Here is a 14,663-nt window from a genome sequence, read left to right as displayed (position 1 = left end):
TATATTTAATGACAAAATGAATATTTGACTTAAAATATTATTATTGTAATATTAATAGTTAATTTTATATAATTAAATAATTTTGATTTACTACAAAAATAAAAATTTTTTAAAAAATTATTTTTTCTAAAAAAAATCAATAAAATTAACTATGAGTATAATTAATTTTATTGATTTTATTTAACTTTTTAACAAAAAATATGTTTTAATTTTTAAAATTATTAAAAATACAATTTTCTTGTTCACTAACTCGTATAAAAGTAGTTCTTTTAGTCAATTCCTTTAACTTTTGGGCTCCTACATAAGTGCAAGAAGAACGGAGTCCTCCTAAAATGTCACGTACAGTCACATCTACATTCCCACGAAAAGGTATTTTCACGATTTTACCTTCAGATGCACGATATCCTGGAATTTTTCCTGTATAGCGTTTCATTGCAGAAGTCGAACTCATACCATAAAACAACATAAATTTTTTAGATTTTTCTTGAATTATTTCTCCTAAACATTCAGTATGTCCTGCAAACATACCACCCAACATAACAAAATCTGCACCTCCTCCGAAGGCTTTTGCAATATCTCCTGAAACAGTACAACCACCATCACTAATAATTTGACCATTTAATCCATGTGCAGCGTCAGCGCATTCTATGATAGCTGAAAGTTGAGGATAACCTATTCCCGTTTTGAGTCGTGTAGTACATACAGAACCAGGTCCTATTCCTACTTTTACTATATCTGCGCCAGACAAAATTAGTTCTTCTACCATTTCACCAGTAACAACGTTACCTGCACAAATTATTTTATCTGGAAAAAAACTTCTTATTTTTTTTAAAAAAGACACAAAATGTTCGGAATAACCATTAGCTACATCAATACAAATATATTTCAATTCAGAAGATAATGAAAAAATTTTTTTTATTTTAAAAAAATCTAGATTAGACGTTCCAATTGACACAATAACATGTTCTAATATTTCTTTAGAAGAAACACTAATAAAATTTTTCCATTCATCAAAAGAATAATATTTATGTACTGCTGTTAATATATTAAATTTTGATAAAGCTTCAGCCATACGAAAGGTACCTATAGTGTCCATATTAGCAGCAATAAGTGGAATTCCAAACCATTTCATGGTGGAATATTTAAAGGAAAAACAACGAATGAGATTAACTTCAGAACGACTTTTTAAGGTAGATCTTTTCGGTCTTATTAATACATCTTTAAAACCCAGTTTAATATCTTCTTCAATACGCATAAAATAAAAATCCTATACTGAATAGTAAAAATATGATATAAAAAATTTTATAATATAAAAATATATTAAAATTCTTTTTTTTAATAAAAATTAAATATTTTATATTTCTAATAATTAGAAAATACTCAATTTTAAATAAATAAAAAATTATGATTTATATTGTAGCACTTACTGGAGGAATTTGTAGCGGAAAAACTACTGTTTCTGATAGATTTAAAAAAATAGGTATTAATGTTATTGACACTGATGTAATTGGAAGAAAAATAATAGAAAAAAATAAAAAAATATCAGATTCAATCAAAAAAAAATTTGGTAAAAAAATATTAAATAAAGATAATTCAATAAACCGTTTTTTGCTTCGAAATTGTATTTTTAATGAAAAAAAAAGTAGATTATGGTTAGAAAATATACTACATCCTGAAATTTTAAAAAAAAGTAAAAAAAAGATAAAATTAATACAATCAACATGGTGTTTATGGGTTGTTCCATTGCTTTTTGAAAAAAAAATACAAAAAAAAGCCAATCGAATACTTTTAATTGATACACCAATAAGAATACAAATAAGACGTATGATAAAACGAGATAAAATAAATATTAATGAAGCTAAAAAAATTATTTCTTATCAAGTTAGAAGAAAAAAAAGAATTTCATTATCAGATGATATTATTTTAAACAAAAATAAAAATATTGAAAAGTTAAGTTTATATATTCATTATCTTAATAACTTTTATATATATTTATCAAAACAGAACAATCCAAAAAACATGAAAAAAATAATATAACTAATTTTACTAAGAATATAAATTTTCACTTAAAAAAAATCATTTTCTGTAAATCATGAATAATATGACTATTTGGACTAGGAAAGTTAAAATATTTTAGATCATCAAGAAATATCCATTTATATAAATATCCTTCTTTACTATATATTCTACCTTTCCATCTAGTAATTAAAAAAAAATATAATTTTATTTTTTTATAAAAATATTTAATACACCGAAAAAAACGAAATCTTAATATTTTAAGACCTACCTCTTCTGATAATTCTCGTTTCAACGAGTATGTTAAATTTTCATTTTCTTTTACCTTTCCCCCAGGAAATTCCCATAAATCTAAGACATATTTTTTTTTTCTTGCTTTAGTAATATAAATTTTATTTTTTTTTATAATTATTCCAATTACTATATTTGTATACTTCATTAAATAGAATCCAAATTTTTAAAAAAAAATTATAAACTTCCATGACAATACTTATATTTTTTTCCAGATTTGCAAAAACAGGGCGTATTTCTTCCCATTTTAATATCATTATTTACAATAGAAGAATTATTATTCATGTTTAAATGCAAATTGCTTTTTATATAAGATATATCTAATTTACTAAGAAAAGATATAACTTCATATTTTAATAATTCTAACATGTTAGAAAACATGTTAAAAGATTCACGTTTATATTCTTGTTTAGGGTCTTTTTGAGCATAACCACGTAAATGAATACCTTGTCTTAAATAATCCATTGCGGATAAATGCTCTTTCCAAAGAGAATCTAATGTTTTTAGCATAATAGACTTTTCTATCATTCTAATGTTATGAAAACCTATTTGAATTTCTTTATTCAGATAATTTTTTTTTGCAATATCAATAATTTTTTTTATAATGTTTTCTTTTTTTATATCATGATCTTTTTTCAACCAATCTTTAATTGAAATATTTAAATTAAATTCAATGCTTAATTTATTTTCTAAATCTAGAATATTTCGTGTATTTTTTGGAAAATCGAAATTTAAGTGTGTTTTGATTATACTATGTAATACATCTTTTAAAATATCATAAATATTTTGTTGAATGTTTTCTGAATCAATTAATTTATTACGCTGTGCGTAAATTACACGACGTTGTTCATTACATACATCATCATATTCTAATAATTGTTTTCTAATATCAAAATTACGATTTTCTACTTTTTTTTGAGCATTTTCTATAGCTTTCGTCACCCAAGGATGCTCGATTGCTTCGTTTAAAGAAAGTCCTAACTTTCGCATCATACTAATAATTTTATCAGATGCAAAAATCCTCATCAGAGAATCTTCCATAGAAAGATAAAAACGTGAAGAACCACTGTCTCCTTGTCGACCAGATCGACCTCTCAATTGATTATCAATACGACGTGATTCGTGACGTTCAGTGCCAATAATATGTAATCCTCCAGATAAAACAACTAAATCATGTTGTTTTTTCCAATTTCTTTTAATTGTTTCAATTTTATCTAAATACATATTTTTTTCTAATTGTGATTCTAAACTACCTCCTAGTACAATATCTGTACCCCGACCAGCCATATTAGTAGCAATTGTCACTGATTTTGGTTTTCCTGCTTGAGCTATAATTTCAGCTTCCCTTGCATGAAATTTAGCATTTAAAACATTATGTTTAATATTTAAAATTTTCAATTTTTTTGAAATCATTTCTGATTTCTCAATTGAAATAGTACCAACTAGTACAGGTTGATTTTTTTTTATACAATTTTTAATATCTTTTAAGATAGCATTGATTTTTTCTTCTTCCGTCATGTAAACTAAATCAGAGAGATCTTTTCTTATCATTGGTTTATTAGGGGGGATTATCACAGTATCAAGATTATAAATTGAACTAAATTCAAAAGATTCAGTTGCAGCAGTACCCGTCATACCTGCTATTTTTTTATATAAACGAAAATAATTTTGAAATGTAATTGACGCTAAAGTTTGATTTTCATTTCTTACAGTAACATTTTCTTTTGCTTCTATTGCTTGATGCAATCCATCAGACCATCTTCTACCAGGCATAGTTCGACCTGTATGTTCGTCAACAATAATAATATTGTTATCTTTTACAAGATAATCTATGTTTCGTGTAAATAAATTATGAGCACGTAAGGCAGATATAACATGATGCATTAATATAATATTATTTGAAGAATATAAAGATTCTTCTTTTTTCATTAATTTTCGATCAAGTAATATTTTTTCAACTTCAACTAAACCTCTTTCGGTTAAATATATTTGTTTTGACTTTTCATCGATAGAAAAGTGACCGTTACCATGAAATTTATCTGAATCTTCTTTTTTTTGACAAATTAAAGATGGTACCAATTTATTAATTTCTTTATATAAAAAAGAGCTATCTTCTGAAGGTCCAGAAATAATTAAAGGTGTTCTGGCTTCATCTATTAAGATCGAATCTACTTCATCTATTAAAGCATAATTTAGTTCACGTTGAACTCTTTCTTCAGCAGAAAAAATCATATTATCTCGAAGATAATCAAATCCGTATTCATTATTAGTACCATAGGTAATATCACATAAATAAGCCTTTTTTTTATCAATAAAAGACATTTCAGGTAAATTTAAACCAACTGTTAAACCAAGAAATTCAAATAGAGGAGTATTATTTTTAGCATCTCTCTCTGCTAAATAATCATTCATAGTAACTATATGAACGCCTCGACCTGTTAATGCATTTAAATAAGCAGGTAAGGTAGAGGTTAATGTTTTTCCCTCTCCTGTACGCATTTCTGCAATACATTGTTTATTTAAAACTATTCCACCAAGAATTTGAACATCAAAATGACGCATATTGAAAACACGACGACTTGCTTCTCTAACTGTTGCAAAAGATTCTGGTAATAAATCGTCTAAACATTCACCTTTTTTTAATCTTAAACGAAATATTCCTGTATTTTCTTGTAACTTTTTATCTGATAATTTTTTAAATTTTTCTTCTAATTGATTAATTGAAGATACTATCTTTTTGAACTTTTTTAAAATACGATCATTACGATTACTAAATATTTTATGTAAAAATTTAATAAACATATTATAATTCTCAGGTTATACTTATTTTACTAGTCAAAAAAATAAAAATTTATTCAATAAAAATACTATTTTTATTAATTGAATATAAAAAAAGTTTTATCAAAAATATAAATTTTCTTTTATTTTTTTTAAATTTCTTAAAAATTTTTTAAAAATGATTTATTTACCACATATATTTTCATCATGAAATAACTATGTTGGTAAAGGTTTGTTATATTCATAATTTCTCTCGCAAAATAATATTCCTGATTTATTCATATAAAAAACATTGACATTTTTAGAAAGCTTTAATTTTCATAGCATCGGACTTTGATATTCAAGATATCTTCTATAAATCTGCATCACACTAGAAAAAGGATAAAATTTACTTTGTTTATTGTTATTTCTTCCTATCCAGATAATTATCATTTGTCTTCCATCAATACTCGCAAACCAATTATTTACTAAATTATTTGTAGTACCTATTTTTTATGCTAAAGAAAAATTTTTAAAAATAGAGCCTAATGATTTTGCTGTTCCGCAACTGACTACTTTTTGCATACTATAAAATGTTAAATAAATGACTTTAATAGATCTTATATTTTTAGATTGAGGCAAGTTTTGATACAGTACCTTGCCATCATTAGAAATAATTGATCAAACTGAAGACGAAAAATTTTATAACCACTACTTGCAATTACTTAAAAAACTTGAGCTGTTTCAATAGGTGTTAAATTAATTGCTCCTATAGATAATAGAGGGAACAGGGGTAATTAGTTTTTTAGAAATACCTATAATGAAATCAATTTTTCATTAAAAATTTTTAACCCATATCCATACTTAAATTAATAGTAAGAATATTTATCGAATTGGTTAATACATCTATTAACATAACTTGTTCTCTAAAATGATAATTATTATTTTTTGGAATTTACTATTATTCAATTTAATTGCAATTGGAAAGTCAGGAATCCAAGTATGTAAATGATATTTTTTAGGATAAGATAATTCCTTTAAATAAGTTATTGGTTTAGATAAAGAACCAATAACACGACGAACCTGTCAAGCACAATTATAACCAAAAAGTTTTGGATTAAAACCTCTCATAAAAGATTGAATTTTTCCAGTAAAACAATCTACTACAACCATGGCAATTTCTAAATCTTTTAATTTTTTTTCTTTTTTAAAATTAGAATTCCTATCTTAACAGCTTTTTCAGTAGCACTTTGTGAAAAAATATCTAAAGTTCTAAAAACTTTCATGCCTAAAGAATTTTTAATTTTAATTTTTCTTTTATTTCTATTTGAACAAGGTCTGTAAAATTAGGATAAAAAGAAATAAAATATCCCTTAGTTTTAACATTTAAAGGTCTTTCACATAATTTAAAATATATTTTTTCTTGAAATATATTCTTGATAATATAATGAAAGTAAAATGAAATTTCTTCTATTTAAAGCAAAATCAGGTTTGCTTCAAAGATTATATAAATAAGCCCCTTTAACTACTCCTACTAATAAAGCATACTGATCTAAATTTAATTCATCAATTGGTTTACCAAAACAATATAAACTCTCAAGAGGGAAACCTCGCATTTGTTCGTTACCATCTTGTTCTAAATAAACTTCATTTAAATACATTTCTAAAATGCGATCTTTTTTTACAAAAGCAATCTAAAATTAAAGCTATATACATTTCATTAATTTTTCTCCATATTGAACGAGCATTTGTTAAAAAAAAGATTTTTGACTAATTTTTAAGTAAGAGTAGTACCATCCTGCACTATTCGACCTGTCATTATATTTACTAAAAAAGCTCTTCCAATCGAAGATATATTAATATCATTATGTTCATAAAAATATTTATCTTTAATTGCTAATAATGTTTTAATTAAAAGTTCTGAATATTTCGATTTAGGAATAAAAATATGTTTTTTCCTTTTGGAGATTCTAACACAGCAATTAACTTGGATTCTAAATGAAAAAAATAAAATTACGATTATGTTCAAGATTTTTAATTTTTAATAAATAATCTTTATTAAAAAACAACTTTACATGAAATTCATTCTCTTTCAAATCTGAAAAGTCAAAAGAACGATGTATAAATTCTATATTATTATTCTTTATGTTATATTCACCTAGTTACATAACAGTATTAACTTCTCTATACAGAGTACCTTTCAAAAATTTTGATACCTTTTCTGAGAATATGAATTACCAGGCTCTAAATTTATTATACGACTTTATATTAACGTAAGAAAATGCCAGACCTTCAGATTAATTAATCGACTTATTTTCATATATAAAAAATCTTTCCTAATAATTTTATTTTTCTTTTATTTAAATACATCAAAAACCCTTTTAATTAAAATTTTTTATTGAAAAAAATAAATTTTCATTTGAAAAGCATATACATAACTTGTTGAATATAATTAATGATAAATTTAAGAAGTCAACTATTCTAAAAAGTAATCTGACGTGCATTTTTATTCTTCAAATAATAAAATCATCCTTAAATATAGGCAAATTAAAACACATAGGATATTTTACAAAAAATAAGTATAACCCTCGAGCTGAAACAGTAGGACCTGCATAGTTTCTATCTTTTTTATCTAATATTTTTTTTATATAATTTTTTTTTGTATTATCGTTGATTTGAATCAATGAACCAACAATGTTTCGAACCATATGATATAAAAAAGAATTAGCAGTAATATCAATAATAACTAAATTTTTTAAACGCCGAATATTTAAATCAGTAATTGTTCTGAAAGGAGAACGTGATTGACAGCCTGAGGATCGAAAAGATGAAAAATCATGTTCTCCTAATAAGGATTGTGCTTCAAAATACATCTTATCAACATTTAATTCTTTATAAACATGATTTGATCTATTTCGAAAAATAGCAGAACGACATTTATGATTATATATTATATAACGGTAAGAGCGAGAAATTGCACTATAACGAGCATTGAAATTTTCTGAAACTTCTTTAATCCATTTTACAGAAATATTTTTAGATAAATAACTATTCACTCCCACTATCCAAGAAAAATCACTTCTAAACGAAATACTAGTGAAATGTATTACTTGTCCTATGCTATGAACACCGGAATCAGTCCGACCAGCACATATAACGTTCACTTGATGATTTGCAATTTTAGACAAAGCCTTCTCTATTTCTGATTGAATAGTAGAAAGTCCTTTTTGACTTTGCCAACCATGATAATAACTTCCATCGTATTCTACTCCTAAGGCAAATTTTTTATTTTTTTTTTCTTTCATTTATTACATTTCCTATAATTATAGATAAAAAAATATAATTTTTTAAATCAACATACTTCTATAGAATATATTTAACTAAAGTTTATGTTAATATTATTTATATTAATTTTTTCTTTTATAAAAAGAAAAAAATAAATTTTTCAATTATAAAAATTAATCTTATTAAAAAAATAATATCTAAATTATTTTTCTATTCTTATTTTTATGTAAACATTTTTTGAATAACATGTATTGTTAATAATTAATATTATGCTAATAATAGATTTTTTATTTTAAATACATGTAAATTTTTTATTGGAAAAAAATATGGAAAAAGAACAAAATAAAAAAACATCATCTCTAAACGTTCTTGCTATTGCTGGTTTACAGCCTTATCAAAAAAAAACAGATGAAGAATATATGAATGAAAAACAAATGTTACATTTTAAAAAAATTCTTGAAACATGGAAGAATCAATTAACAATTGAAATTAATCATACTTTGCTTTATATACAGGATAAATCAACTAATTTTCCAGATCCTATTGATCGAGCAGCTCAAGAAGAAGAATTTAGTTTAGAATTACGAAATCGAGATAGAAGTCGTAAATTAATAAAAAAAATACAAGAAACTTTAAAAAAAATAAAAGATAAAGATTTTGGTTATTGCAATTCTTGTGCTGTTGAAATTGGCATACGTCGTTTAGAAGCCAGACCTACTGCAAATTTGTGTATTGACTGTAAAACACTAGCAGAAATTCGAGAAAAACAAATGGCTGGTTAATATATATAGATGAGGATATTCGATTGATATATTAAATTATATCGAGTATCCTTTCTTTAGTTTTGTCAATTATGTTCTTTAAACAAAGTAGGTAAATTATGGAATCTATTACTATATCAAAAATACAAAACTGGAAAAAAAATCAAATAAAATTTGCTGCTATTACAGCTTATGATTTCAGTTTTTCTAGACTTTTTGAAAAGGAAGGTATTCCTATTATGCTTGTAGGTGATTCTCTAGGTATGACTATTCAAGGTCATAATTCTACACTACCTGTAAAAATTCAAGATATTAAATATCATACAAAAGCAGTGAGAAGAGGTGCACCAAATTCCTTTTTATTGTCTGATTTACCATTTATGTCGTATTATAGTATCGAAGAAACTTTAAAAAACACAGCTAAAATTATACAATCTGGTGCTAATATGATAAAAATAGAAGGTGGAAAATGGTTAGTTGAAACTGTCAAAGAACTATCAAAAAGATCAATATTAGTGTGTGGTCATATAGGATTAACCCCACAATCTATAAATTTTTTAAGCGGGTATAAAATTCAAGGAAAAGAAAAAAATGATGCACAACGAATAATAGATGAAGCCTTTATTCTAGAAGAAGCAGGAATTAAAATGCTAGTTTTAGAATGTATTCCTTCACTTTTAGCTAAAAAAATAACTGAAAACTTATCTATTCCAGTAATTGGTATAGGATCAGGTCATCATACTGACGGACAAATACTTGTTATGCAAGATTTATTAGGAATAACGGATGGAAAAAAACTAAAATTTGTAAAAAATTTCCTTTGTCACAATGGAAGCATTCAAAATGCTATTAAACAATATATCAATGAAGTTAAAAATGGAAATTTCCCCAGTGAAAAATATAGTTTTTAAATTTTTGGAATGATCATGAATATTATAAAAAATATCAACCTACTAGAAAAAAAAATAAAAGAACTAAAAAAAAAGAATAAAATAATTGGATTAGTACCAACAATGGGAAATTTACATGATGGTCACATAAAATTAATTTTATTAGCAAAAAAAAATGTAGATATTGTAATAGTAAGCATTTTTATTAATCCTATGCAATTTGAAGATCTATTGGATCTTAAAAAATATCCCAAAACTTTTGAACAAGATTGTTGTATTTTAAAACAAGAAAAAGTTGAAATTCTTTTTTGTCCGGATGTAAATGAAATGTATCCTCTTGGATTAAAAAATCACACATATATTGATGTACCTAAATTATCTAAAATTATAGAAGGAAAGGTACGTCCTGGACATTTTATAGGCGTAACAACAATAGTTTGTAAGTTATTTAACTTAATACAACCAAATTTTTCTTTCTTTGGAGAAAAAGATTATCAACAACTATTAATTATAAAAAAATTAGTAAAAGAATTAAATTATCCTATAAAAATTATTAGTTTACCTATAATAAGATTAAAAAACGGATTAGCTTTTAGCTCTCGTAACAAGCACCTGAGCGATCTAGCACAACAAAAAGCATCTTACTTATATCAAGCTATAAAACAAACTTGTAATTTTATTAAAAACAACAATGGGAAAAACATTAAAAAAAATATTCATACATCACGTAAATATCTTATAAAAAAAGGATTTTATATTGATATATTTAATGCGTATGATTCCAAAACACTTGATCCTATATCTAAAGACAGCAAAAATATTATTATAATAGCATCAGTTTGGTTAGGAAAAATTCGATTAATTGACAATAAAAAAATAATACTAAGAGATTAAAAAAATTTTTATTTTTTAAAAATCACTTTTCCTATATATGGTAAATATCGATAAGATTGAGCATAATCTATTCCATATCCAACCATAAATTCATCAGGTATAGAGAAACCTACAAAATCAATATTAATATTAACTTCACGACATTCTGGCTTATCTAAAAGAGTGCAAATTGATAATGATTTCGGATTTCTTAATTTTAAAATACCTAGTACTTTACTTAACGTTTTTCCAGAATCAATAATATCTTCAACAATTAAAACATTTTTGTTATAGATATCCTCGTCTAAATCTTTTATAATTTTTACATCTCCAGTAGATATCATGCCACGTCCATAACTAGAAGTGGTCATAAAATCAATTTCATGTTCAATTTTAATTCTACGACATAAATCTGCTATAAATACAAATGAACCACGTAATAAAGCAATTAATATTATTTTATTTTTACTATTTTTATATTTTTTAGTAATTTCTTCACCCAATTCACGAACGCGAATATCTAGTTCTTTTTCAGAAATAATCACTTTGATAGTATGTTTCATAATATGAAATAAGTTTTTAATGTATATTTTAAATTATTATACTAAAAATCATTTATTGATATTTATTCAAAATAGCGAGTATATTCAACAACAAAAATTGTAATATAAAATTTAAAAACAAAATATTTATTTTTAACTATTGCACTAATAATAATCATTATGTTATAAAAATCAAACTACTAATAGAAAAAAATAATATTAATTTAATAAAAAAGTTTATAAATTAGTTCAATTTATTTTACATTTGTTAAGTAATATTTATTCTATAATTAGAATTGTTATTATTTTTTTATAATCAACAAAAAATATTAATATTTCATATTATATAATGATTTTATACAATTATTTTTTAAAAAAATCATATACAGAAATAGAAAAAATTTTAAATAAAAAACATATCTTTTTTTCCTAATAACTTTTTACAATATTAATAAACTAAATCTGTGATAACATTAATAATATTTAAAATATACGCTATAATAAAAAATAAAAAATAAAAATATTCTTAATTACGGCTCTAAATCTTATTAAACAACACTATTCAATAAACTAATTCAATTACTTTAAACTTTTATTAATTTATATATCAAGGATACTGCGTCAACAATATTAATATCTGCTTCTTATCGTTTCTTCTCTAAATAGAAGAACTGTTTTTATTTATTATAACTAATCATAATTAATATGAGACAATGTATATATTTAATAAAAACCCGCTCAAAAATAATGCGGGTTTTTTATGATATAAATTTAAGGATATAAAAAAATATGAAACTATTGAAATTTGGTGGAACTTCGCTAGCTAATGCAAAAAAGTTTTTATGTGTAGCTGACATTATAGAAAAAAAAAATAAAAAGGAACAAATTGCAGTTGTTCTTTCAGCTCCAGCTAAAATAACTAATTACTTAGCTACAATAATTGAAAATAAGATTGATGATGAAGTTTTAAAAAAAATTAATCTTGCAAAAAACATTTTTATTGAATTAATACAAGACATTAAAAGAATACAACCACTTTTCCCATATGAAAATACAAAATCAACAATTGAAATAGAATTTAATAAATTAAAAAAAATAATCAATGGTATTCTTTTAATAAAACAATGTCCAGAAGGTATTAAACCTATCATAATATCTCGTGGAGAAATACTTTCAGTTGATATTATGAAAAATATATTACAATCTAGAAATCATGAAGTTACTATTTTAAATCCAGTCACAAATCTTTTATCAATAGGAAACTATTTAGATTCTACTATTGATATTAAAGAGTCTAAAAAACGTATTAAAAAAATTAATATAGATCAAAAAAATATTATTTTAATGGCTGGTTTTATTGCAGGCAATAAAGAAGGAGAATTAGTAGTACTAGGACGTAATGGTTCTGATTATTCTGCTGCAATTTTAGCTTCTTGCTTAAATGCCAAATGTTGTGAAATTTGGACTGATGTTGATGGTGTTTTGACAGCAGATCCGAGGATAGTTTCAAATACTTACCTATTGGATTACATATCATATCAAGAAGCCATGGAATTATCTTATTTTGGGGCTAAGGTACTACATCCTCGAACTATTGAACCAATTTCTCAGTTTCAAATACCTTGCGTCATAAAAAACACTAATAACACTGAGTCTAAGGGAACTTGGATTGGTAAAGAAAATAATCCAAGTGACAATTCTCTAAAAGGGGTGACATATCTTGATAACATCATAATGTTCAATATTTCTGGTTCTTGTCTAAAAGATTCAGGAAATACAATTGCACGTATTTTTACTATTCTCTCAAGAGAGAGTATGAAAATTATTTTAATAATACAATCTTCTTCAGAAAATCAAATAAATTTTTGTACTTTCGAAAAAGACATTGATTATATTTTATTAATATTAAAAAAAGAATTTACGTTAGAAATAAAAGAAGGATTATTAAATGATTTTAATATAGTAAAAAATTTAACTATTTTGTCAGTTATTGGCTCTAATATTTCTGAAAAAAATAATATTGCATCAAAAATTTTTTCTTCTTTAGGTTCATCAAAAATCAATGTACTTGCAATTGCACATGGATCTTCAAAACATTCTATATCAATAGTAATTAAAAAAGAAAACCTTTTACAAGGTATACAAAATATTCATAATACATTATTTTTTAAGAAAACAATCATAAATGTTTTTCTAATTGGAATAGGTGGAGTGGGAAAAGCATTATTAAAACAAATCTTAAAGCAAGAAAAATTTTTAGACCAAAAAAATATAAAAATACAATTTCGTATGATTGCTAATTCTAAAAAATTACTTTTTTTAAAAAATTCAATAAATTTAAATAATTGGGAAGAAAATTTTAAAAAATCAAAAGAAAAATTTAATTTAACAATATTAAATGAACTATTAAAAAATACCTGCGATTCTAATTCAGTAATAATAGATTGTACATCTGATTATATTTTGTCAAAGCAATATATCAGTTTCATTAAAAAGGGATTTCATATAATTACTTCGAATAAAAAAGCTAATACAGATTCGTTAAAATATTACAGTGAAATTAGAACTACTGCATTAAAAGAAAATAAAAAATTTTTATATGAAACTAATGTTGGAGCAGGATTACCAGTTATTAACACACTTCAAAGTTTATTTAGTACAGGTGATTGTCTTATATCTTTTAAAGGTATATTATCTGGTTCTTTATCTTTCATATTTGGAAAACTGGAAGAAGGTGTTTTATTATCTGAAGCAACTAAAGAAGCAAAAAAATTAGGTTTTACTGAACCTAATCCCTTCGATGATTTATCTGGAATCGACGTTGCTAGAAAACTATTAGTTTTAGCTCGAGAAATTGGATATTCAATAGAACTAAAAGACATAAGCATTGAACCCATATTACCAGAAAGATTTAAAAAATATCAAAATTCTGAAGAATTTTTATTTAAATTAAAAGAACTAGATTCATTCTTTTCAGAAAGAGTTAATAAAGCACGTGATATAGGCAATGTACTGCGTTTTATTGGAAGTATAGAAAAAAATGGAAAATGTTCAGTGAAAATTGAGGAAATAAATAGCAATAATCCATTATATAAGGTAAAAAATGGTGAAAATGCACTAACATTTTATACAAATTATTATCAACCAATTCCTCTTGTATTAAGAGGATATGGTGCGGGTAACGATGTTACTGCCTCTGGGGTGTTTTCCGACTTACTACGTATAATATTATAAGCATCAGCGGAGTA

The 14,663-nt window shown here is 24.2% G+C and carries 14 protein-coding genes; 5 read left to right on the top strand and 9 right to left on the bottom strand.

Annotated elements, in window-relative coordinates:
* Positions 1-205: 205 nt before the first annotated feature.
* Positions 206-1,255: a GMP reductase gene (locus tag BUSG_RS01045; protein WP_011053729.1), complete on the bottom strand. Its 1,050-nt coding sequence runs from the start codon at positions 1,253-1,255 to the stop codon at positions 206-208.
* 149 nt (positions 1,256-1,404) lie between these two features.
* Here BUSG_RS01045 and coaE point away from each other — a divergent pair, with 149 nt between their 5' ends.
* Positions 1,405-2,037, top strand: a complete 633-nt coding sequence (gene coaE, locus BUSG_RS01040) for a dephospho-CoA kinase (RefSeq protein WP_011053728.1) — start codon at positions 1,405-1,407, stop codon at positions 2,035-2,037.
* Positions 2,038-2,062: 25 nt separating this feature from the next.
* On the opposite strand, the gene BUSG_RS01035 is transcribed toward coaE, so the two are convergent.
* From BUSG_RS01035 to truA, 7 genes are all read right to left on the bottom strand, one after another.
* Entirely contained in the window at positions 2,063-2,455 is a 393-nt protein-coding gene (locus BUSG_RS01035; RefSeq protein ID WP_011053727.1) for an NUDIX domain-containing protein, read from the bottom strand.
* Between the two features lie 29 nt (positions 2,456-2,484).
* Complete coding sequence (gene secA / locus BUSG_RS01030) at positions 2,485-5,109, bottom strand: preprotein translocase subunit SecA (protein ID WP_011053726.1); 2,625 nt, start codon at positions 5,107-5,109, stop codon at positions 2,485-2,487.
* 468 nt (positions 5,110-5,577) lie between these two features.
* Complete coding sequence (locus tag BUSG_RS03330; protein ID WP_256359013.1) at positions 5,578-5,706, bottom strand: hypothetical protein; 129 nt, start codon at positions 5,704-5,706, stop codon at positions 5,578-5,580.
* An 854-nt stretch (positions 5,707-6,560) separates the two neighbouring features.
* Positions 6,561-6,725 carry a transglycosylase domain-containing protein gene (locus tag BUSG_RS03325; RefSeq protein ID WP_256359012.1) on the bottom strand — a complete coding sequence of 55 codons (165 nt, stop codon included), beginning with the start codon at positions 6,723-6,725 and terminating at the stop codon, positions 6,561-6,563.
* Between the two features lie 116 nt (positions 6,726-6,841).
* The gene (locus tag BUSG_RS03320; RefSeq protein ID WP_071812949.1) at positions 6,842-7,093 is read right to left on the bottom strand and encodes a transglycosylase domain-containing protein; all 252 of its coding nucleotides are present in this window, start codon (positions 7,091-7,093) and stop codon (positions 6,842-6,844) included.
* Positions 7,059-7,187 (bottom strand): hypothetical protein, encoded by a 129-nt coding sequence (locus tag BUSG_RS03260; RefSeq protein ID WP_234414139.1) that lies wholly within the window; start codon positions 7,185-7,187, stop codon positions 7,059-7,061. The genes BUSG_RS03320 and BUSG_RS03260 overlap by 35 nt, the downstream gene beginning before the upstream one ends.
* A 390-nt stretch (positions 7,188-7,577) precedes the next feature.
* Positions 7,578-8,369 (bottom strand): tRNA pseudouridine(38-40) synthase TruA, encoded by a 792-nt coding sequence (gene truA / locus BUSG_RS01020; RefSeq protein WP_011053725.1) that lies wholly within the window; start codon positions 8,367-8,369, stop codon positions 7,578-7,580.
* A gap of 306 nt (positions 8,370-8,675) precedes the next feature.
* Between truA and dksA the strand changes: the two genes are divergently transcribed.
* The 3 genes from dksA (at position 8,676) to panC (ending at position 10,894) form a co-directional block, all read left to right on the top strand.
* Positions 8,676-9,131, top strand: a complete 456-nt coding sequence (dksA, locus tag BUSG_RS01015; RefSeq protein ID WP_011053724.1) for an RNA polymerase-binding protein DksA — start codon at positions 8,676-8,678, stop codon at positions 9,129-9,131.
* A gap of 98 nt (positions 9,132-9,229) precedes the next feature.
* Positions 9,230-10,021, top strand: coding sequence for a 3-methyl-2-oxobutanoate hydroxymethyltransferase (gene panB, locus BUSG_RS01010; RefSeq protein WP_011053723.1), 792 nt, complete (start codon positions 9,230-9,232; stop codon positions 10,019-10,021).
* A gap of 15 nt (positions 10,022-10,036) precedes the next feature.
* A complete protein-coding gene (gene panC, locus BUSG_RS01005) occupies positions 10,037-10,894 on the top strand; it encodes a pantoate--beta-alanine ligase (protein ID WP_011053722.1) in 858 nt (285 codons plus the stop codon).
* Between the two features lie 8 nt (positions 10,895-10,902).
* Here the strand turns inward: panC and hpt are convergent, their stop codons facing one another.
* Complete coding sequence (gene hpt, locus BUSG_RS01000) at positions 10,903-11,436, bottom strand: hypoxanthine phosphoribosyltransferase (protein WP_011053721.1); 534 nt, start codon at positions 11,434-11,436, stop codon at positions 10,903-10,905.
* Positions 11,437-12,204: 768 nt separating this feature from the next.
* On the opposite strand from hpt, the gene thrA reads away from it, so the two are divergent.
* Entirely contained in the window at positions 12,205-14,649 is a 2,445-nt protein-coding gene (thrA, locus tag BUSG_RS00995) for a bifunctional aspartate kinase/homoserine dehydrogenase I (RefSeq protein WP_011053720.1), read from the top strand.
* Positions 14,650-14,663: the final 14 nt, after the last annotated feature.

Origin of the sequence: Buchnera aphidicola str. Sg (Schizaphis graminum), assembly GCF_000007365.1 — a bacterium.
In the GTDB taxonomy this organism is placed as follows: Bacteria; Pseudomonadota; Gammaproteobacteria; order Enterobacterales; family Enterobacteriaceae; genus Buchnera; species Buchnera aphidicola.
This window is presented reverse-complemented; position numbering and strand designations above follow the sequence as displayed.

Coding starts and splice junctions, on each gene's coding strand:
- dksA (WP_011053724.1), top strand. CDS start 8,676: ATGGAAAAAGAACAAAATAAAAAAACATCATCTCTAAACGTTCTTGCT.
- BUSG_RS01045 (WP_011053729.1), bottom strand. CDS start 1,255: ATGCGTATTGAAGAAGATATTAAACTGGGTTTTAAAGATGTATTAATA.
- thrA (WP_011053720.1), top strand. CDS start 12,205: ATGAAACTATTGAAATTTGGTGGAACTTCGCTAGCTAATGCAAAAAAG.
- panB (WP_011053723.1), top strand. CDS start 9,230: ATGGAATCTATTACTATATCAAAAATACAAAACTGGAAAAAAAATCAA.
- BUSG_RS03325 (WP_256359012.1), bottom strand. CDS start 6,725: ATGTATTTAAATGAAGTTTATTTAGAACAAGATGGTAACGAACAAATG.
- hpt (WP_011053721.1), bottom strand. CDS start 11,436: ATGAAACATACTATCAAAGTGATTATTTCTGAAAAAGAACTAGATATT.
- BUSG_RS01035 (WP_011053727.1), bottom strand. CDS start 2,455: ATGAAGTATACAAATATAGTAATTGGAATAATTATAAAAAAAAATAAA.
- truA (WP_011053725.1), bottom strand. CDS start 8,369: ATGAAAGAAAAAAAAAATAAAAAATTTGCCTTAGGAGTAGAATACGAT.
- panC (WP_011053722.1), top strand. CDS start 10,037: ATGAATATTATAAAAAATATCAACCTACTAGAAAAAAAAATAAAAGAA.
- secA (WP_011053726.1), bottom strand. CDS start 5,109: ATGTTTATTAAATTTTTACATAAAATATTTAGTAATCGTAATGATCGT.
- coaE (WP_011053728.1), top strand. CDS start 1,405: ATGATTTATATTGTAGCACTTACTGGAGGAATTTGTAGCGGAAAAACT.